This is a genomic window from Pollutimonas nitritireducens, assembly GCF_002849615.1.
GTDB classification, from domain to species: Bacteria; Pseudomonadota; Gammaproteobacteria; order Burkholderiales; family Burkholderiaceae_B; genus Pollutimonas; species Pollutimonas nitritireducens.
In genome coordinates this window covers 425,155-444,771 of the sequence record NZ_PDNV01000002.1, presented here as the reverse complement: position 1 = coordinate 444,771, position 19,617 = coordinate 425,155, and the positions used below count along the sequence as shown (strand labels likewise).

The following is a 19,617-nucleotide window of genomic DNA, read 5'->3' as shown; positions in this document are numbered from 1 at the left end:
AACGTGAAACGCCTTTGCGCCGATGATAGTGGACGTACGTCTGTGAAAGTAGGTCATCGTCAAGCTCTTATGCAGTAAGAAAACCCCCGCCCGTCTCAACGTGCGGGGGTTTTTGTTTGGGCGCGCGCATTAGTCGGATGGGCGAAGGGTACGCTGGTAAATCAAGTCAGGTAAAATATAGCCTGGTAATACCTAAGCAGTTCCACCACATTGTTTTCCGGAGGTTCGTATGACCCAGGTGTACCCGCCAGACGAAGGAAATGGCCTGTCCATGCGTAATCTGACGCATGTTATTTATGGCCTCTTTGCACTGGGTTTGCTTAGCGCAGGCTTTTTTGGCATAGCAACCATTGCCTCCATCGTGCTTGCCTACCTGAAACGTGCAGATGCCGCTGGTACGTTGTACGCGCAGCACTTTGACTGGGTAATCAAAACCTTTTGGTGGGGACTGCTGTGGATGCTGCTCAGCGCATTGGCGACTTTCATCTTCCTTGGCTGGATCACTGGCGTGATCGCGCTGGTCTGGATCGTATACCGGGTCATCAAAGGCTGGCTGGCTCTTTTGGCGGGTAGTCCGCCAGTGGCCGGATACTGATTCCAAAAACAAAAAAACGCTGCCGGAAAACCGAGCAGCGTTTTTTTTATGGATTCAGGCGCCTTATTTCAAGTGGCCGCTTACCAGCTTTGTGAGCTCGAACATCGAAACCTGATCTTTGCCGAACAAAGGACGCAGCTTGTCGTCGGCATTGATGTTGCGGCGGTTGGCAGGGTCTTGCAAATCGTGCTTTTTGATGTAGTCCCATATTTTCTTGGTGACTTCAGTGCGTGGGACTGCCTCGGGTCCGATAATGGCAGCTAAGGTAGCACTAGGTGTGAGTGGCTTCATGAACGCCGCATTAGGTTTACGGGCGGGCTTCTCGGTTGTTGCCATGGAATAGGGCTCCTAACTGATAGTTGAAAAAACGCTTCTCCCGCAGCATAACGTGAGACTCCCATAAAGACCAAGTAATTTGTGTACGAGAGTTTGTCATAAACTCCATTTGGACTACACGGTGCCATGGGCCGGCCGGTATGGTAATGTCTCACGCAAGCCGACGCTGTCCGCTGGTACCGTTCCACCTGGAGACTTTATCTGATGTACGCAAGAAGTGTTCTCGACGCAATCAATCTATTCCACGATGAGCTGACGGCATTGCGCCAAGATATCCATGCCCACCCCGAGCTCGGCTTCCAGGAACTTCGCACCTCGGGTCTGGTTGCGAACGCACTCTCGGCTCTGGGCTATACCGTTCATCGTGGTGTCGGAAAAACCGGTATCGTTGGTCTTCTGGACGGAAAACGCAATGACAGCGCACGAAGCATAGGCCTGCGGGCCGATATGGATGCCCTGCCTGTTCAGGAACAAGGTATGCATCTTTACGCATCCACCAATCCGGGGGTCATGCATGCCTGCGGGCACGATGGTCATACGGCTGTCCTGTTGGGCGCGGCGCGCTACTTGGCCGAGACTCGGAACTTCAATGGCCGCGTCGTGCTTATTTTCCAGCCGGCGGAAGAAGGCTTGGGTGGCGCCAAGGCGATGCTCGATGACGGCTTGTTCGAACGCTTCCCCTGCGATGCAATCTATGGCCTGCACAATTGGCCCGGTTTGCCGGCTGGGGTGATCGGAGTGAATTCAGGCCCCATGATGGCGGCAGCCGATCATTTCGAGATTCACATTGAAGGACGCGGCGGCCACGGAGCCCATGCTTACCAGACGAACGACCCCGTCGTTATTGCCGCTCAGTTGATCAGCGCACTGCAGACCATCGTCTCCCGCAATGTTCCAGCGCCGGATTCGGCGGTGGTGACCGTGGCGGCGGTCACGGCAGGCAACCTGCAGGCAATGAACGTAATTCCCAAAGACGCTCACATGGTCGGAACGGTGCGCACCTTCAATCCGGTCGTGCAGGAACAGATCATCCGGCGCATGCAGGAAGTCGTCGACGGTATTGCCGTGGCGTTCAAGGCAACCATCACAATGAAGTACCACAGGCTGTTCCCGGCCACCGTCAATACGCCGGAGCATGCGGCGTTCGTCGCTGACGTAGCCGCCGAGCTATTTGGGTCGGACATGGTTGTCCCCAACCTGGTGCCTTCAATGGGCTCAGAAGATTTCTCTTTTATGCTCCAACGTCGGCCCGGCGCTTATTTCCGGCTGGGGCAGGGGGGCGCGGAATCAGGCCATGTGCTGCATAGTTCGGCGTTTGATTTCAATGATGCCGTAATTCCAGCTGGAAGCGCCATGTTCAGCCGACTGGTCGAGCGCAGCATGCCACTTGCGTCCGGGCGATAATACCGGATTGATCACACTTCAAGCTCCTACCATGCAAAGCCCAATTAACACCTTGACGATTACCCGGCCAGACGATTGGCACCTGCACCTGCGCGATGGTGCCGTGCTGGATTCCGTGGTGGCGGACTCGGCCCGGCAGTTTGCCCGTGCCATTATCATGCCTAACCTGCGGCCACCAGTGACCACGACGGAATTAGCCCTTGCCTACCGCGATCGCATTTTTTCAGCTCTGGACCAGGCAGGCATTCCGGCGGTGTCGTTCACACCACTGATGACCTTGTATTTGACCGACAATACCAGTGCGGATCAGGTGGTGCGCGCCAGTGAGTCCGGCTTCGTTCATGGGATCAAGCTGTACCCGGCGGGAGCTACGACGAATTCCGATGCTGGCGTTACCAATCTGTTGGGAAAATGCGTGGCGGCGCTCGAGGCGATGCAGGCCGTTGGCATGCCATTGCTGGTGCATGGTGAAGTCACCGATCCCGACGTCGACCTGTTTGATCGTGAAGCGGTCTTTATTGATCGCATCATGATCCCCTTGCGGCGCGCTTTTCCAGCATTGAAAGTCGTGTTCGAGCATCTGACCACTTGCGATGGCGTGGACTATGTGCGCGATGCCGATGGTCCGGTAGCGGCAACCATTACCGCACACCACCTGCTCTATAACCGCAATGCGCTGTTCCAGGGCGGCGTGCGCCCACATTGGTACTGCCTCCCGGTCTTGAAGCGCGAGCGACATCGCCAAGCCTTGCTGACTGCGGCCACCAGCGGCATGGGTCGTTTTTTTCTGGGCACCGATAGCGCGCCGCATCCCAAAGGGCTTAAGGAGAACGCGTGCGGATGTGCCGGTTGCTATACCGCCTTGCACGCCATGGAGCTGTACGCCACCGCCTTCGACAGCGTAGGAAGCCTGGACAAACTCGAGGCCTTCGCCAGTTTGAACGGGCCGGCGTTCTACGGTTTGCCCGTGAACCAGGGTACGCTCACTTTGAATCGCGAGGCGTACCGCATACCCACCGAGCTGCCTATGGCCGAGTCGACCGTAGTCCCGCTAGCCGGCGGAGAGTCGCTGGCCTGGAAGGTCGCCCAATAAAGCAGACGGGCAGCAAGGCGCGATTAGGATCCGCCGTTTTTCTTTTCCTCAAGCGCTTCCCAACGACCAAACAGCGTGATCAACTGTTTTTCTATTGAGCCCAATTGCTCGTTGATGACGTCCACCTCGGCCGGGGCGTCGCGATAAAGGCTGCCGTCCGCCAGCTTGGCGGCAAGCTGGGACTGCTTGGCTTCAAGTTGCGCAATGGTATCGGGAAGCTCTTCCAGCTCGCGCAGTTCCCATGAGGTGACCCGAATGGCCTTGATCGGCTTGGCCCGTTCGGCGGCGGCCGCTTCCTTCTTGCGTGCTTTTTCGCTTGCAGCATCTGGTGGTGCGGGCCGTTGCGCCAGCCATTCATCGTAACCGCCCACATATTCCTGCCAATGACCGTTTTCCTCGGCCACGAATGTCTGGGTCACGACGTTATCCAGGAAGGCGCGGTCGTGGCTGACCAGCAGCACCGTGCCAGGATAGTCTTGCAGCAGGTCCTCGAGTAACTCCAGTGTTTCGATATCCAGGTCATTCGTGGGCTCGTCGAGGACCAGGATATTGGTGGGCCGGGCGAACATGCGGGCCAGGACCAGGCGAGCACGTTCGCCACCGGACAGGCTTTGCACTGGCGAGTGGGCGCGGGCCGGTGGAAACAGAAAGTCTTCCAGATAGCTCATCACGTGCTTGCGCTGGTCGCCGATTTCGATCCACTCGCTGCCGGGATTAATGGTGTCGGCGAGTGTGGCGGTTTCGTCCAGTTGTGCACGCATCTGGTCGAAGTAGCCGACGGTAAGGTTGGTTCCAAGGCGTACGGTGCCGCTGGTCGGCTGCAACTCGCCAAGGATGATCTTGAGCAGCGTGGTTTTTCCGGCGCCGTTCGCACCGATTAGGCCTATGCGGTCTTTGCGCATGATGGTGGCCGAAAAATCGCGTATCAGAACGCGATCATCGTAAGCATGGCTGACATTCTCGAGCTCGACAACCAGTTTGCCCGACCGTTGCCCCTCTGCGACTGCCAGGCTGACATTACCGACACGCTCGCGCCGCGATGCACGGTCGCGCCTGAGTTGTTCGAGTCGACGTACCCGGCCTTCGTTGCGAGTGCGACGGGCCTCGACACCCTTGCGTATCCAGGCTTCCTCCTGGGCAAGTACTTTGTCGAACTTTGCGTTTTGCTGCTTTTCGGCTTCAAGCCATTCGGCCTTGCGTTGTTGCCACGTTGAAAAGTTGCCCGGGAAGCTGAAGAGCTTGCCGCGGTCGAGTTCGACGATGCGGGTGGCGACGGCATCCAGAAACCGGCGATCGTGGGTAATGATGATGGAGCTGCACCGAGCGTTGAGCAGGAGGTTTTCAAGCCAGCCGATGCCGATGAAGTCCAGGTGATTCGTGGGCTCGTCAAGCAAAAGGAGGTCGGGCTCATCCGCAAGCGCGCGAGCCAATGCCACTCGCTTGCGGGTGCCACCCGACAGGCCAGCAATGAGTGCGTCGGCGGATAGCCCCAGTTGCTCGATAAGTGCATTGACGCGAGACGGGCGCTGCCAGTCTTCACTTTCGGTTATATCGCCGCACAACGTATCGAATACCGTCAGCGACTCGTCAAGCTCGGGCTCTTGCTCCACGGTGGAGATTTTTAATCCGCCCAGCCGCATTATTTCGCCGTCGTCCGGCATCGTGCGGCCGTCGAGCAACTTCAGCAGGGAAGATTTTCCGGCGCCATTACGGCCGATCAGACCTATACGTTCGCCAGGTTGGACGGCGAAGTCGGCATGGTCGAGCAAAGGATGATGTCCGTAGGCAAGCTGGACGTTGCTTAAGGTGATAAGGGTGTTGGCGGCCATAAAAACGAAAATATACCAATAGTCAGTGCGAAGTTCCTATTGTCGCAGGTTACACTGATGTTTGTGAGGCAGATCGGGCAATCGCGGTGCCTGCGGCATCGAGGAAGGTCCGGACTCCACAGAGCGGGGTAGCGGCTAACGGCCGTCCACCCATGCATTGCGTATCAAGCGTACTGCAAGGGTGAGGAATAGGGCCACAGAGACGAGTCTGCGGCGCGGGCACACTTGGTGTGCACTGACACGGCCATCTCCGTGTTGCGTGGCTGGGCAACCAGGCACGGCGCAGCAGGGTGAAACGCGGCAACCTCTACCCGGAGCAACATCAAATAGGCATACGCCTGGCTTCGTGCCAAAAGAGCGGCTCGCTCGAGTATGCGGGTAGATGGCTAGAGCGCGGCAGCAATGCCGGGCCCAGAGGAATGATTGCCCGCCAGGTTCGCCTGGTGTACAGAATCCGGCCTACAGATCTGCCTCACTCTTCTTGCTGTCCCCTCAGCAGCCAATATGTCAGCATTTGCAAAGTTCTGCACTCGGTTCTTCGCGACACCGTGATACTAGACTTTCACATCTCCTGCCAATTTCTTGATTTCAATACGTATTTTTTTTCCGGCGCACGTTAAAGCTGCGCTAAGTACTTGTTGTCATTGAAATAATTGCAACGGGCCGCTTGACCTGCTGCATTCCATGCCGTAGAGTGGGGAAAAGTAGGTTTTTGTGCAATAAAGTGGGGAAGAAATTTTGTTCCAGGGTAGCAGTGCGCTAACGTTAGATGCCAAAGGTCGGGTCTCGATTCCGACCAAGCATCGTGACGCGCTCGTTTCCCAGGTCGAAGGCCGCCTTACCCTCACGCGTCATCCAGATGGTTGTCTGCTTCTTTATCCCCGTAACGTGTGGGAAGAAAAACGTGAGCAGGTAGCCCGGTTCCCCATGTCTGCACGGCCATTGCAGCGTTTGCTACTTGGTAATGCGCAGGATGTGGATATGGATGGCTCTGGCCGGATACTTATCGCGCCTGAATTGCGGAGTGCGGTCGGCCTGTCCCGTGAGGCCATGCTTTTGGGAATGGGGAGCCATTTCGAATTGTGGGACGCCACCGAGTGGGCACGCCGCGAGGCCGAAGATCTTGCCAAGGGCATGCCCGAGGTCCTGGAACATTTTTCATTCTGAATCCGCTTATGGAGTTTTTGCACCGATCCGTGCTGTTGGAGCCTACGGTCAACGCCCTTGTTGATCCCGATTTTGGCGTCAGGAAAAAACGCGAGTCTGCGATAACCATGCCGCCGCCATTGGCTGAAGGCGTCTTCGTAGACGGTACGTTCGGCCGTGGCGGCCACAGTCGCTATTTGCTGTCCCGCTTATCCCCGCGGGCGACGCTGGTGGTGTTCGACAAGGATCCGCAGGCGATTGATGCGGCTCATGCCTTGCAGCGCGAAGATGGCCGAGTGGTCGTGGTGCATGGCGGGTTTGGCTCAATGCCTGAACAGCTCGAGAAGCTGGGTATTGAAAAGGTTAATGGCGTCATGCTCGATCTGGGATTTTCATCCCCTCAGATTGACGATGCCAGCAGGGGGTTCTCGTTCATGCGCGAAGGCCCGCTGGATATGCGGATGGATACAAGCAGCGGTATGACCGCTGCGCAATGGCTGGCGCAGGTCAGTGTTGAAGAGTTAAAGGAGGTCATAGCAAAATATGGCGAAGAACGGTTTGCTTTCAAGATTGCAGAGGCGGTTGTTGCTCGCCGCGAATCCAGGCCGCTGCGTACAACGCTCGACCTCGCCGAGCTCGTCGCCAGCGTCGTCCGTACGCGGGAAAAGGGCCAGCATCCGGCCACTCGCACCTTTCAGGCTATACGGATTTACATCAATCAAGAACTCGAGGAGCTCGCGCTCGCCCTCGCGGCAGTTCTAAAGGTATTGGCTCCTGGAGGTCGCTTGGCGGTGATCAGCTTTCATTCTCTTGAAGACCGGATGGTCAAGCAGTGCATTTCGGCGGCGGCACGCCCGGCCGAAGCGCACGCCCGCCTGCCCATCTTCGAGAAGGATATGCCGCAACCCATCCTGCGCTCATTGGGCCGCATACTGCCCACGCCCGAACAAGCGACGGAAAACGTACGTGCCCGCTCGGCCGTGCTGCGCGTGGCCGAGCGCACAGCCACCCCCTTGCCGAAAGATCAGGGTGCGTCGTTCATTACTGCAATGAGCCTCGCTTCCCGGTCGGCGTCCGGCAAAAAAGGGCGTCGATAATGGGGCGCGTAAGCATACTCTTTGCCGTATTGCTTATGGTGTCTGCCATATCATTGGTGACGGCGCGATTTCAATCGCGACAGCTGTTCGTCCTCACCGACCGACTCGAGAACAAGGCCCGTGAACTCGACACAGACTGGCGCCGATTGCAGCTCGAGCGAGCTGAACTGGCGCGTAACGCGCGTATCGACGGCGCTGCGCGCGAAGAACTGGAAATGGATGCGGCGACTCCGGGCCGCACCATCTATATAAAAGGCAAGTCTACGCAAATGCCTTCGGCTCCAAAAACCGGAGGCACCCCGTGAAACGAGTCAGATTTTACGAAAGCCCTGTACTGAACGTCCAGATGCCCTTGTGGCGGTCACGTCTCGTATTAATATTATTAATGCTGGGATTTGTTGCGCTGGCGATCAAGGCGCTGTATTTGCAAGGTTTGTCCACTGAATTTCTGCAGCAGCAAGGCGAGCGTCGCTACGAGCGCACCCTGGTGTTGCCGGCCACGCGCGGCAAACTTTTCGATCGTAGTGGTTCCGTCGTATTGGCCTCCAGCGTCCCCGTGCGCGCAATTTGGGCGATTCCGGAAGACACACGCGCAGCCAGTGATGGGCAGTTGGCCGAGCTAGGCAAGCTGCTGGAGCTTTCGGTGAAAGACATCAAAAGCCGCCTGGTAGACGAGACAAAGAATTTTGTGTACATCAAACGACAAGTCTCCATGGACGTCGCCGACAAGATTCGCGGCCTGAAGATACCCGGCTTTCATCAGCAGATGGAGATGCGGCGCTACTACCCCGAGGGCAATGTTGCAGCGCACGTAGTCGGTTTCACTAATATCGAAGACGTAGGCATAGAAGGTGTCGAGTTGGCCTTTGATTCCGATCTGGCCGGCAAGCCTGGGTCTCGTCGGGTCATCAAGGACCGCCTGGGTCGGGTGGTGGAAGACGTGCAGGCCATAGTCCCACCAGTCAATGGCCGCGATTTGAATCTTTCCATCGATGCAGGTCTGCAGTTTGATGCCTACACCGCCCTGAAGAAGGCAATGGTCGAGAACAACGCCAAGGCCGCTGCGGGTATCGTTATTGACGTGCGCACTGGCGAAGTCCTGGCCATGGTGAACCTGCCCAGTTACGACCCCAACGACCGTGATGACCGCAAGGGCCCCGTACTTCGAAATCGGGCGTTGACCGATACGTTCGAGCCGGGCTCCATCATGAAGCCGTTCACGGTTGCATTGGCACTGGACATACAGCGCATTACGACTTCCACGCTTTTCGACACCGGCAACGGCAAGTATCGGTATAAGGGAAACACGATTTCGGACGTAAGCCGCAACGGCACACTGAACGTCGCCGGAATACTGCGACGCTCCAGCAACATCGGCATGACGATGATATCGGAGCAGCTGACCTCCCAGGAAATGTGGACGAAGTTTACCGAGCTCGGTTTCGGCCGCGCACCACAGGCCAATTTTCCGGGCATGGCTGCTGGCCGTCTGCGTCCGTGGGAGCGGTGGCGCCCAATCGAGCGGGCCACCATGGCCTATGGCTATGGCCTGTCCGTGTCCCTGATGCAGGTTGCACACGCCTATACCGCCTTCGCTCGCAATGGCGATACCGTCGCGCTTACCTTGCTCAAGCGGGAAGGCAAGCCCACCAGTGTCCAGGTTTATTCGTCCAAGGTGGCGGGCCAGGTTCGCGCCATGCTCGAGGCGGCGGCAGGGCCCGACGGCGCCAAGCTCGCCCAGGTACAGGGATACCGCGTTGCCGGCAAAAGCGGCACGGCCCGCAAGATCATAGATGGCGCGTACAGCAAATCACAGTACCGGAGTTCCTTCGTCGGATTCGCGCCGGTGTCGAATCCGCGCATCGTCGTGGCAGTGATGCTCGACGAGCCCAAGGCTGGCGCCTATTATGGGGGTCGTGTCGCGGCGCCGATCTTTGCCAACGTGGTCGCCAGCAGCTTGCGGCGACTCGGCGTCCAGCCCGATGCTCCAATTGAATCAGTGGTGGCGGTTGCTCCCAAGGAGGCGCGACCATGACGGCGCAAGATATCATTTCATGGCTAAACCGGCATGTGACGCGCACTGCGCATCTTGGCCTGGATTCACGCCAGCTTCATGCTGGCGATGTGTTTTTTGCATGCCCGGGCCTAGCTGGCGATGGGCGCGCATACGTCCAGCAAGCCATGGAACAGGGCGCTTCGGCCATTGTCTTTCAGGCCGGATCTCCTGTGCCCGATGTATCCGTTCCTTGTCTCGAAGTGCCCGGGTTGTCCGAAAAGCTCGGCCTGATCGCGCACCTTTGGTATGGCGAGCCGTCGCTGGCGCTTTCAGTCGTGGCGATCACGGGCACCAATGGCAAGACGACCTGCGTCCAGTGGATTGCGTCAGCGTTGAACGCCGAAGGCATACCCTGCGGAACGATAGGTACCCTGGGCGTAACCCTGCCAAGTGGCGCCAATCTGGGCGGTGCCTTGACGACGCCGGATGTCTTGACGATGCATCGCAGCCTTGCCGTGATGCGTGATGGTGGCGCTGCCGTGGTGGCGCTGGAAGCCTCTTCAATAGGAGTGCACCAGGGTCGCCTCGATCATGTGCATATCGAGATTGCCGGCTTCACCAACTTGACGCATGATCATCTCGATTATCACGGAACATTCCAGGATTACAAGGCTGCAAAGTTCGCATTGTTCGATAGCCCGGGTTTGCGGGCGGCCGTCATCAATGCCGACGACCCGGCCGGACACGAGCTGCTGGCGCTCTCGCCTTTGGTCAATATGCTGTCGTATTCCCTGGGCCGCACGGAGTCCGCAGACCTACAGGCTCACGATATCCAGACCGGTGCCTATGGTGTCGTCTTCAACCTGCTTAATTTTGAAGGCAAGGCGCAATTATTGACGCGCCTGGTGGGCGAACACAACGTGTCGAATTTGTTGCTGGTCGCCGGCGTCTTGCAGGAGCTGGGTTGGGGATTGCCGCAGATTGCGCGCGTGCTTGCTACGCTGCAATGCGTCGAGGGACGGTTGCAGGTGGTCGAAGCCCCTGCCGGCGAAGCGGCCGGACCGGCCCCCATGGTGGTCGTCGATTATGCACATACTCCAGATGCGTTGGACCGTGCCCTCGCTGCGTTGCGCGATCTGGCTGCGGCGCGAGGCGGTCACCTGATATGCGTCTTCGGCTGTGGTGGGGGTCGCGATAGCAGCAAGCGCCCCATCATGGGCAAAATCGCCGCAACGCTTGCGGATCGCGTGATTCTTACCAACGACAACCCTCGCATGGAAGATCCGCTGGCGATCATTCGCCAGATTGCCTCCGGTATGCCGCAGGCTCCCCGCATCGAGCCGGACCGCGCGCTGGCCATCATGTCCGCGGTCTGGACCGCCGATGCAGCCGATGTCGTGCTGTTGGCTGGAAAGGGGCACGAGACTCACCAGGAAGCCAAGGGCCTGCGCGCTCCTTTCGACGATCGCGAATGGGCGCGTTTTGCCGTCGCCTGGAAACGGGGACTGACACTATCGACGGATTCACGTCATATCCAGGCTGGACAGTTGTTCGTGGCGATAAGGGGCGATGCGTTCGATGGGCATGCGTATCTGGCTCAGGTCATGCAGGCGGGCGCATACGCTGCCATCGTCGATCAGAAGGACGAGTCGGTAGTATTGCCGCAATTTGCGCTCGGCGACACCCGGGCCGCGTTGATCAGGATCAGCACAGCCTGGCGTCGTCTTTTCACCTTGCCGCTTATCGGTGTCACCGGCAGCAACGGTAAGACCACGACCAAAGAGATGATTGCATCCATCTTCCGGGCCTGGCTGCCGGCCTATGCAAGCCTGGCAACGCAGGGCAATCTGAATAATGACATTGGCGTGCCGTTGACGCTTCTGCGTTTGAACGATCAGCATCGCGCGGCCGTGGTGGAACTTGGTATGAATCATCCCGGCGAGATCGCGGTGTTGTCCGGTATGGCTCAGCCTACGGTCGCTCTTGTCAATAATGCGCAGCGTGAGCACCAGGAATTCATGCATACAGTAGAGGCGGTCGCCAAGGAGAATGGGGCCGTCATTGAAGCTTTGCCGCGTGATGGCGCCGCAGTATTCCCGGGCGACGATCAATACACGGCTCTGTGGACCGCACTTGCTGGTGAACGCAAGATCGTCGATTTCGGTTTCGATTCCCAATTTGCCGTGTACGCGGACCAGATCCATGCCGAGTCCACGCGCACGCTATGTCGACTGCACACCCCGGCCGGCAACGCAGACCTGGCGCTCGGCGCTCCAGGCCTGCACAACCTTCGCAATGCATTGGCGGCCGCGGCATGCGCCTGCGCGGCCGGCGCCGGTGTGACCGACATCGTAAAGGGCCTGGAGGCGTTCAACCCCGTATCGGGCCGTATGCAACCGCGTCAATTGGCTGGCGGCTTCCAGTTGATCGACGACACTTATAATGCCAACCCGGACTCAGTTCGCGCGGCCATTGACGTTCTCGCACAGTTGCCCGGCAAGACCGTCCTGGTCCTGGGCGATATGGCCGAAGTGGGCGCCGACAGCACCGCCATGCACGCCGAAGTAGGTGCCTATGCCATGGAAAAAGGCATAGGCGTCCTGCTCGCCTTTGGACCTGCCTGTGCCCATGCCGCGCACGCATTTGGGCCCGCCGCCCGTGCATTTGAAAACATTGACGAACTAAATCACCACCTTATGACGCTGCTCCCGGCCCACATCCTTGTCAAGGGGTCGCGCAGCACACGCATGGAACGGGTAGTGCGTGCACTAGAAAAACAACTGATGAATCAACACGAAGAGACTCGCCATGCTACTTGAACTCGCACGCTGGCTGTCTGAATCACATATACGCTCTTTCAGTGTTTTCGAGTACATCACGTTCCGCGCAGTGCTTGCCTGCGGCACGGCATTGCTCATCGGACTGTTCGCCGGCCCATGGGTAATCCGCAAGCTCACGGAACTGAAAATCGGCCAGTCGGTGCGCGCCTACGGTCCCGAAACCCATTTGCTGAAAAATGGCACCCCCACGATGGGCGGTGTGCTGATTCTGATTTCCGTGGGTGTCAGCACGTTGTTATGGGCCGACTGGACCAATCGTTTCGTATGGGTCGTCCTGCTGGTCACTTTTGGGTTCGGCTGGATAGGCTGGGCTGACGATTACAAGAAGGTCGTCAATCACGATCCGGAAGGCATGTCCTCACGCCGCAAATTCTGCTTGCAGGCAATCATTGGCGCCGTGGCGGCGGTCTATTTGAGCTTCGCCGTGTCGGCACCGGCAAACGCGGAGCTGTGGCCATTGTTTCGTGATTGGGTGCTTAGCGGCCTGACGATGCCGCTGCCCACTCGTGCCGATTTGATCGTACCGTTTTTCAAGAGCGTCAGTTATCCACTTGGCGTGTTTGGTTTCGTGGCCTTGACCTGGCTGGTTATCGTCGGGTCGAGCAATGCAGTGAATCTCACCGACGGCCTCGACGGCCTGGCCATCATGCCAACCGTGATGGTTGGCAGCGCATTGGGGATTTTTGCCTATGTGGTGGGCCGCGTCGATTATTCGAAATACCTATTGTTTCCCTATATACCGGGCGCCTCCGAATTGATGGTCATCTGTGCCGCCATCGCGGGCGCCGGCTTGGCCTTCCTCTGGTTCAACGCCTATCCGGCGCAGGTCTTCATGGGCGACGTCGGCGCTTTGGCACTGGGTGGCGCACTGGGCACCATTGCCGTGATCGTGCGACAGGAGATCGTACTGTTCATCATGGGCGGCGTCTTCGTGGTCGAAACATTTTCCGTGATGATTCAAGTGGCATGGTTCAAATATACGAAGAGACGCTACGGGGAAGGAAGACGCATTTTTCGAATGGCCCCGCTGCATCATCATTTTGAAGTCTCTGGTTGGAAAGAAACCCAGGTCGTCGTGCGATTCTGGATTATCAGCATGATGCTGGTGCTTATTGGTCTGGCGAGTCTGAAGCTGCGATGAACACGATGAACTTCCCTTCCTTGCGCGTTGATGGCCTTACCCTGGTTCTGGGCCTGGGCGAGACGGGCACGGCCGCCGCGCTTTGGTGTGCGCGGCACGGCGCCTCAGTGCGCGTGCTCGACACACGTCAGCAGCCAAGCGGGCTTGCGAGTCTGCGGGCCGGCCTGGACGATTCGCGCGTGGACTATCGGCTGGGATTGGGAGTGTTTACAGCAGAAGCCTTGCACGACGTGCATACGATAGTGCTTAGCCCGGGTCTCGCGCCTTCTGAAGAGCCGGTCAGGTCATTTCTTGAAATCGCCAGGCAGCGTGGTGTTGACGTAGTGGGTGAGATCGAGCTATTTGCCAGGGCACTGGCCGACATGTCCGAACAAGGCTACAAGCCCAGCGTACTGGCTGTGACTGGTACGAACGGCAAGACAACGGTCACCGCAATGGCGCGCCAACTGGTGCAAGCCTGCGGCCGCCGCACGCAGGCAGCCGGCAATATTGGACCGGCTGCATTACAGGCGCTAAGCGATGCCCTGGAAGGCGATGAGCTGCCGGAGGTTTGGGTGCTGGAACTGTCAAGTTTTCAGATTGAAGGCGTCCGCACGCTGTCACCCGATGCTGCCGTGGTATTGAATGTAAGCCAGGACCATCTGGATTGGCACGGTTCCATGCAAGCCTATACAGCTGCCAAGGCCCGTTTGCTGACGATGGCGCAAATCACCATCATCAATCGCGATGACCCTTTGGTCATTGATATGGTGCCCGACATCAAGGCCCTCAATGTGCGCAGCTTTGGCCGCGGAATGCCAGAACTCGAAGGGGACCTGGGCCTTGAGGAAAGCAACGGCATGGCATGGATCGTCGCCGCTGATCCGACTGATTTTGATTTGCCCGCAACCACCAGCCGTCGCAAGAAGCCGATCACTGAACCGGTGCGTAGTGCGGGGCGGGCCGCGCGGCTGATGCCCGTCGATGCGCTGCGTGTGCGTGGCCAACACAATGCTTTGAATGCATTGGCCGCTTTGGCACTGGGCCGCAGCCTCGGCCTGGGATGGGCCTCGATGTTGCATGCGCTGCGCGATTATCACGGCGAGCCTCACCGCACGCAATTCCTGCGCACGATAGGCGGCGTGGATTTCGTCAACGACAGCAAGGGCACCAATGTGGGCGCCACCGTCGCGGCATTGAACGGAATGGGCGGCAAAGTCGTACTGATTGCGGGAGGCCTGGGCAAAGGCCAGGATTTCACCCCTCTGGCCAAGGCGGTCCGTGCACATGCCCGTGCCGTAGTGCTCATCGGTCAGGATGCGCAGCGCATCGAAAAGGTGCTGGTCGATGCGCAAGTACCTGTCGAATGTGCAGCTTCGTTGGCCCTGGCCGTGCACCGCAGCCTGGAACTTGCGCAAACAGGAGACACCGTACTGCTGTCGCCGGCTTGTGCCAGCATGGATATGTTCCGCAACTATGGCCATCGGGGCCACTGTTTCGCCGAAGAAGTCAACGAATTGGCCTTGAGCCGCGGGGAGGTCGCATGAGTCTTATTGCCGATCTGACCTCGAGCGTCAATGCCGTAAAGCCGGGACGCACCACGATGCCCAGCTTCGATATTTCGATGATTATCGCGGCAAGCACCCTGGTGCTGTTCGGCCTGCTCATGGTGTATTCGGCATCGATTGCGCTTGCCGACGGGCCTCGCTATGAGAGCTATGGCCGCTTCTATTTTGTCATCCGCCACGGATTGTTTATTGCGGTGGGCGTGTTCTGCGCGCTGTTCGCCGTCAGCATACCGATGAAAGTGTGGCAAAAATTTGCGGTGCCGCTGTTCCTGTTTGGCCTGTTGCTGTTGCTGATCGTGCTCATTCCCGGTATCGGTCGCGAAGTGAACGGGGCTCGCCGTTGGCTGCCTTTGGGCCCGATCAGTTTCCAGCCGTCTGAATTGATGAAGCTGACGGTGTTGCTTTATGCGGCGGACTATACCGTACGCAAGCAAGAGCACATGCAGAATTTCGTGCGTGGCTTTCTTCCCATGGCTTGCGCCCTGGCGGTGGTGGGCATGGTTCTGCTGCTCGAGCCTGACCTTGGCGCCTTCATGGTGATCGTTGCGATTGCCGTGGGCATTCTTTTCATTGGCGGCATCAACGGTAAGCTGTTTTCCGCGTTGCTGGGCATTCTGGTTGGCAGCTTCCTGCTGTTGATCTGGCTCTCTCCCTGGCGCCGTGAACGCCTTTTCGTCTATCTGGATCCTTGGAATCCGGACAACACCTATGGCAGCGCGTATCAGTTATCGCACTCGCTTATCGCTCTCGGACGGGGGGAATGGTTCGGGGTAGGCCTGGGTGCCAGTGTAGAAAAACTTCACTACCTGCCTGAAGCGCACACCGACTTCATTGTTGCCGTGATCGGCGAGGAGCTTGGCTTCGTCGGCCTGGGTTGCCTGATCGCCCTGTTTGTCTTCATCATTTGGCGCGGCTTCGAAATAGGCCGGCAGGCCATCGCGATGGAGCGCATATTCAATGGCCTGGTTGCTCAGGGCGTGGCGCTATGGTTCGGCGTCCAGGCTTTTATCAACATTGGCGTGTGTGTCGGGCTTTTGCCGACCAAAGGGCTGACGCTTCCCATGGTCAGCTACGGTGGATCGGGTATCGTGATGAACCTTGTCGGGATGGCTTTGCTGCTGCGTGTCGATTTCGAAAATCGTAATTTGATGCGAGGCAAGCGGACATGAGTACGACGCGCACCCTGCTGATCATGGCCGGCGGCACTGGCGGGCACATTATGCCCGGCCTTGCCGTTGCGCACGAGATGCAAGCGCGAGGTTGGACGGTGTGCTGGCTCGGTAATCCCGAGCGGATGGAAGGCAAACTGGTTCCTGCCCAGGGCATTGAACTGATACCTTTGCGGTTTGCAGGCCTGCGAGGCAAAGGGCTGTCCACCTTGCTGAAATTGCCACTGAGCCTTTTGCGTGCCTGCATGCAGGCACGCAAGGCGCTGAGTCGCGTCAAGCCTGACGTCGTCCTGGGGATGGGAGGCTATGTTGCATTCCCGGGCGGTCTGATGGCGGCCTTGCAGCGCACTCCTGTCGTCATACACGAGCAGAACGCGATCGCGGGAACCGCAAATCGCTGGCTCGCCAGAATGGCTAGCAAGGTCCTGGTCGGCTTTCCCGGCGCGTTGCCCGGCGCGGTCATGGTGGGCAATCCGGTGCGGCAGGCGCTGACGCAAGTCGCGCCGGTGGAACAACGCTATGCTCAACGCCAGGGTCCGATCCGGGTCCTGGTGGTTGGCGGCAGTCTGGGCGCGGCAGCATTGAATACCGCGATCCCACAGGCCTTGTCGCGATTGCCTGAACATGAAAGGCCCATCGTGACCCACCAGGCCGGCCAGCAGCACGTCGATACATTGCGCCATGCCTACCAGGATCTGGGTGTCCAGGCGACGTGCCACGCCTTTATCGACGACATGGCGGGTGCCCTGGCCGAGGCCGACGTGGTGATTTGTCGGGCAGGCGCCATGGCGGTGGCCGAGGTGGCGGTTGTCGGGGTCGCAGCCTTGTTCGTGCCTTTGCCGCAAGCCATCGACGATCATCAGACAGCCAACGCCCGTTACCTGAGCGACTGCCAGGGCGGCTGGTTGCAAAAACAATCGGAGCTGACGCCGGAGTGGCTCGCCCAGTGGTTGCGCGGCTTGAATCGTGCCCAGCTGGCCGATGTCGCCCGTCATGCGCATGAACACGCTTGCTTGAATGCAACCCAGCTCATTGCTGACGCGTGCGAACAATTAGTTGGGAGACGTGCGTGAAGCATCGTATTCAAAGCATACATTTCGTAGGCATAGGCGGATCGGGGATGAGCGGTATTGCCGAGGTCATGCTGACACTGGGCTATTCCATAAGCGGCTCCGACATTCAGGAGTCGGCCATAACGCGTCGACTGTCATCACTGGGCGCGCGCATTACCATCGGGCACCTTGCCGAGAACATCAAAGGCGCCGGTGCGATCGTCACGTCGACGGCGGTCTCCAACGACAACGCCGAGGTCCTGGCCGCTCGTGCTGCGCGCATTCCCGTTGTCCCGCGTGCCTTGATGCTGGCGGAACTCATGCGCTTGAAGCGCGGCATAGCCGTGGCCGGAACCCACGGCAAGACCACGACAACCAGCTTGGTGGCCAGTGTGTTGGCGGCCGGCGGCCTGGATCCGACGTTCGTGATCGGTGGAAGGTTGAATTCGGCGGGTGCCAATGCGCGACTGGGTCAGGGCGATTTCATTGTCGTGGAGGCCGATGAGTCAGACGCTTCTTTCCTGAACCTGCTGCCGGTCATGGGCATCATCACTAACATTGATGTCGACCATATGGATACCTATGGCCATGATGTCGCGCGATTGAAAAGCGCATTTATCGAGTTCACGCATCGTTTGCCTTTCTATGGCACGGCAGTTCTCTGTAGCGATGACGCGAATGTTCGCGAGATCATCCCGTTTGTTTCGCGCCCCGTGACGACCTATGGCATCGATACGGATGCCCAGGTCCGTGCCCTGAATTTGCAGGCCGACGGGACAATAATGCGATTCGATGTAGAGCGTCAGGGCACGACCGGCATGCTGCCGGTGATGTCGATAGCACTGAATTTGCCCGGACGCCACAATGTACTCAACGCCCTGGCTGCAATCGCCGTCGCAACTGAACTGGGCGTACCGGACGCAGCCATCGCCAGTGCCTTGGCCAGCTTTAACGGTGTGGGGCGCCGGTTTACTCAAGTGGGCGATTTTCCCGTCGCACAGGCGCATGGCGGCGGCAGCTTCACGCTCATCGACGACTACGGCCATCATCCAGTGGAAATGGCAGCCACTCTGGAAGCGGCACGCGGAGCGTGGCCACAGCGGCGCATCGTGCTGGCATTCCAACCGCACCGGTACACACGCACCCGTGACTGCTTCGAAGATTTTGTTCGGGTGTTGGGCTCGGCCGATGCTGTGTTGCTGACCGATGTATACCCCGCAGGCGAGCCGGCCCTGATTGCCGCCGACGGCAGGGCGCTGGCTCGCGCGTTGCGGGTGGCGGGGCGCGTCGAGCCCGTATTCATCGAGCAAGTGGCCGAGCTTCCGCAGGCAATTCTGGATTTCGCGCGCGACGGCGATGTCATCGTGGTCATGGGTGCCGGTTCGATCAGCCGCGTGCCCGCTCAGGTAGGAGAACTTGCATGAACGATAATTTTGGCCGTGTAGGCGTGCTGTATGGTGGCCGGTCGGCGGAACGCGAGGTTTCCCTGATGTCGGGCCATGGCGTGCATGAGGCCTTGCGCAGTGTCGGCATCGACGCGCATCTGTTCGACACCGGCAGGTATACCTTGGTGGATTTGATCGGTTCGGGCTTTGACCGCGTATTCATCGCCCTGCACGGTCGGTACGGAGAAGACGGCACCCTGCAGGGCGCCCTCGAACTGCTGAATCTTCCTTATACCGGTAGCGGACCACTGGGATCAAGCTTGTCCATGGACAAGATCATGACCAAGAAGGTGTGGCTGCAGGAACGGTTGCCCACCCCGGCGTTCGCAGTACTGACCGCCGACTCCGACCTCGACCGCGTCGCTGGTGAAATCGGTCTGCCGCTGATCGTCAAGCCCCCGCATGAAGGGTCGACATTGGGCGTGACCAAGGTCAATGGACTGGCCGAGTTGCGCCGGGCGTATGAGCTGGCGGCCCAGTACGACGAAGAGGTGCTGGCCGAACAGTTCATCGATGGCCGCGAACTTACTGTGGCCATACTCGGCAAAGGCAAGTCAGCACGGGCGCTGCCCGTCATTGAAATCGTGGCCCCTGGCGGCAATTACGATTACGAACATAAATATGTATCAAACGATACCCAGTACATTTGTCCAGCGGTGCTCGACGATGCGCTCACTGAATCCATCTTGCGCATCGCTGAACAAGCCTACGTTGCACTGTCGTGCGAAGGTTGGGGGCGCGCCGATTTTATGCTGGACGCGGCCGGCAAACCCTGGCTTCTGGAAATGAACACGTCGCCGGGAATGACCAGTCATTCCCTGGTTCCCATGGCCGCCAAGGCAGCTGGCATGAGCTATGCCGAGCTTTGCGTGGCGATATTGTCAACCGCTTGTTGCAAAGTGCAGCAACCCGCAGCTGTCTGAACAG

General features: G+C 58.7%; 16 protein-coding genes and 1 other RNA gene. 15 read left to right on the top strand and 2 right to left on the bottom strand.

The genetic code is table 11. From position 1 onward, the window contains the following. Positions 1 to 229: 229 nt before the first annotated feature. On the top strand, positions 230 to 595 hold the full coding sequence (locus CR155_RS04455; protein ID WP_102068778.1) for a DUF4870 family protein: 366 nt from the start codon (positions 230 to 232) through the stop codon (positions 593 to 595). Positions 596 to 658: 63 nt separating this feature from the next. Here the strand turns inward: CR155_RS04455 and CR155_RS04450 are convergent, their stop codons facing one another. Further along, positions 659 to 931, bottom strand: coding sequence for an SWIB/MDM2 domain-containing protein (locus CR155_RS04450; RefSeq protein ID WP_102068777.1), 273 nt, complete (start codon positions 929 to 931; stop codon positions 659 to 661). Between the two features lie 204 nt (positions 932 to 1,135). Between CR155_RS04450 and CR155_RS04445 the strand changes: the two genes are divergently transcribed. Both CR155_RS04445 and pyrC read left to right on the top strand, forming a co-directional pair. Beyond that, the gene (locus tag CR155_RS04445) at positions 1,136 to 2,335 is read left to right on the top strand and encodes a M20 aminoacylase family protein (RefSeq protein WP_102068776.1); all 1,200 of its coding nucleotides are present in this window, start codon (positions 1,136 to 1,138) and stop codon (positions 2,333 to 2,335) included. Positions 2,336 to 2,366: 31 nt separating this feature from the next. Beyond that, a complete protein-coding gene (gene pyrC / locus CR155_RS04440; RefSeq protein ID WP_102068775.1) occupies positions 2,367 to 3,428 on the top strand; it encodes a dihydroorotase in 1,062 nt (353 codons plus the stop codon). 23 nt (positions 3,429 to 3,451) lie between these two features. Here the strand turns inward: pyrC and CR155_RS04435 are convergent, their stop codons facing one another. Beyond that, a complete protein-coding gene (locus CR155_RS04435; protein WP_102068774.1) occupies positions 3,452 to 5,257 on the bottom strand; it encodes an ATP-binding cassette domain-containing protein in 1,806 nt (601 codons plus the stop codon). 65 nt (positions 5,258 to 5,322) lie between these two features. Between CR155_RS04435 and rnpB the strand changes: the two genes are divergently transcribed. The 12 genes from rnpB to CR155_RS04375 all read left to right on the top strand — a co-directional run bounded on the left by rnpB (position 5,323) and on the right by CR155_RS04375 (position 19,613). Next, positions 5,323 to 5,735, top strand: an RNA gene (rnpB, locus tag CR155_RS04430) — RNase P RNA component class A. Positions 5,736 to 5,995: 260 nt separating this feature from the next. After that, complete coding sequence (mraZ, locus tag CR155_RS04425; protein ID WP_102068773.1) at positions 5,996 to 6,424, top strand: division/cell wall cluster transcriptional repressor MraZ; 429 nt, start codon at positions 5,996 to 5,998, stop codon at positions 6,422 to 6,424. 8 nt (positions 6,425 to 6,432) lie between these two features. Next, positions 6,433 to 7,500 carry a 16S rRNA (cytosine(1402)-N(4))-methyltransferase RsmH gene (gene rsmH, locus CR155_RS04420; RefSeq protein WP_102068772.1) on the top strand — a complete coding sequence of 356 codons (1,068 nt, stop codon included), beginning with the start codon at positions 6,433 to 6,435 and terminating at the stop codon, positions 7,498 to 7,500. Next, positions 7,500 to 7,805, top strand: coding sequence for a cell division protein FtsL (ftsL, locus tag CR155_RS04415; protein WP_102068771.1), 306 nt, complete (start codon positions 7,500 to 7,502; stop codon positions 7,803 to 7,805). Before rsmH ends, ftsL begins: the two co-directional genes overlap by 1 nt. Then, positions 7,802 to 9,535, top strand: a complete 1,734-nt coding sequence (locus CR155_RS04410; RefSeq protein ID WP_102068770.1) for a peptidoglycan D,D-transpeptidase FtsI family protein — start codon at positions 7,802 to 7,804, stop codon at positions 9,533 to 9,535. Before ftsL ends, CR155_RS04410 begins: the two co-directional genes overlap by 4 nt. Beyond that, the gene (gene murF, locus CR155_RS04405; protein ID WP_102068769.1) at positions 9,532 to 12,315 is read left to right on the top strand and encodes a bifunctional UDP-N-acetylmuramoyl-L-alanyl-D-glutamate--2,6-diaminopimelate ligase MurE/UDP-N-acetylmuramoyl-tripeptide--D-alanyl-D-alanine ligase MurF; all 2,784 of its coding nucleotides are present in this window, start codon (positions 9,532 to 9,534) and stop codon (positions 12,313 to 12,315) included. The genes CR155_RS04410 and murF overlap by 4 nt, the downstream gene beginning before the upstream one ends. Beyond that, entirely contained in the window at positions 12,305 to 13,477 is a 1,173-nt protein-coding gene (gene mraY, locus CR155_RS04400) for a phospho-N-acetylmuramoyl-pentapeptide-transferase (RefSeq protein ID WP_102068768.1), read from the top strand. Before murF ends, mraY begins: the two co-directional genes overlap by 11 nt. Then, complete coding sequence (gene murD, locus CR155_RS04395; RefSeq protein WP_102068767.1) at positions 13,474 to 15,003, top strand: UDP-N-acetylmuramoyl-L-alanine--D-glutamate ligase; 1,530 nt, start codon at positions 13,474 to 13,476, stop codon at positions 15,001 to 15,003. The genes mraY and murD overlap by 4 nt, the downstream gene beginning before the upstream one ends. Beyond that, complete coding sequence (ftsW, locus tag CR155_RS04390; protein WP_102068766.1) at positions 15,000 to 16,193, top strand: putative lipid II flippase FtsW; 1,194 nt, start codon at positions 15,000 to 15,002, stop codon at positions 16,191 to 16,193. Before murD ends, ftsW begins: the two co-directional genes overlap by 4 nt. Further along, a complete protein-coding gene (gene murG / locus CR155_RS04385) occupies positions 16,190 to 17,266 on the top strand; it encodes an undecaprenyldiphospho-muramoylpentapeptide beta-N-acetylglucosaminyltransferase (RefSeq protein ID WP_102068765.1) in 1,077 nt (358 codons plus the stop codon). The genes ftsW and murG overlap by 4 nt, the downstream gene beginning before the upstream one ends. Beyond that, on the top strand, positions 17,263 to 18,669 hold the full coding sequence (gene murC / locus CR155_RS04380) for a UDP-N-acetylmuramate--L-alanine ligase (protein ID WP_102068764.1): 1,407 nt from the start codon (positions 17,263 to 17,265) through the stop codon (positions 18,667 to 18,669). The genes murG and murC overlap by 4 nt, the downstream gene beginning before the upstream one ends. Beyond that, complete coding sequence (locus tag CR155_RS04375; RefSeq protein ID WP_102068763.1) at positions 18,666 to 19,613, top strand: D-alanine--D-alanine ligase; 948 nt, start codon at positions 18,666 to 18,668, stop codon at positions 19,611 to 19,613. Before murC ends, CR155_RS04375 begins: the two co-directional genes overlap by 4 nt. Positions 19,614 to 19,617: the final 4 nt, after the last annotated feature.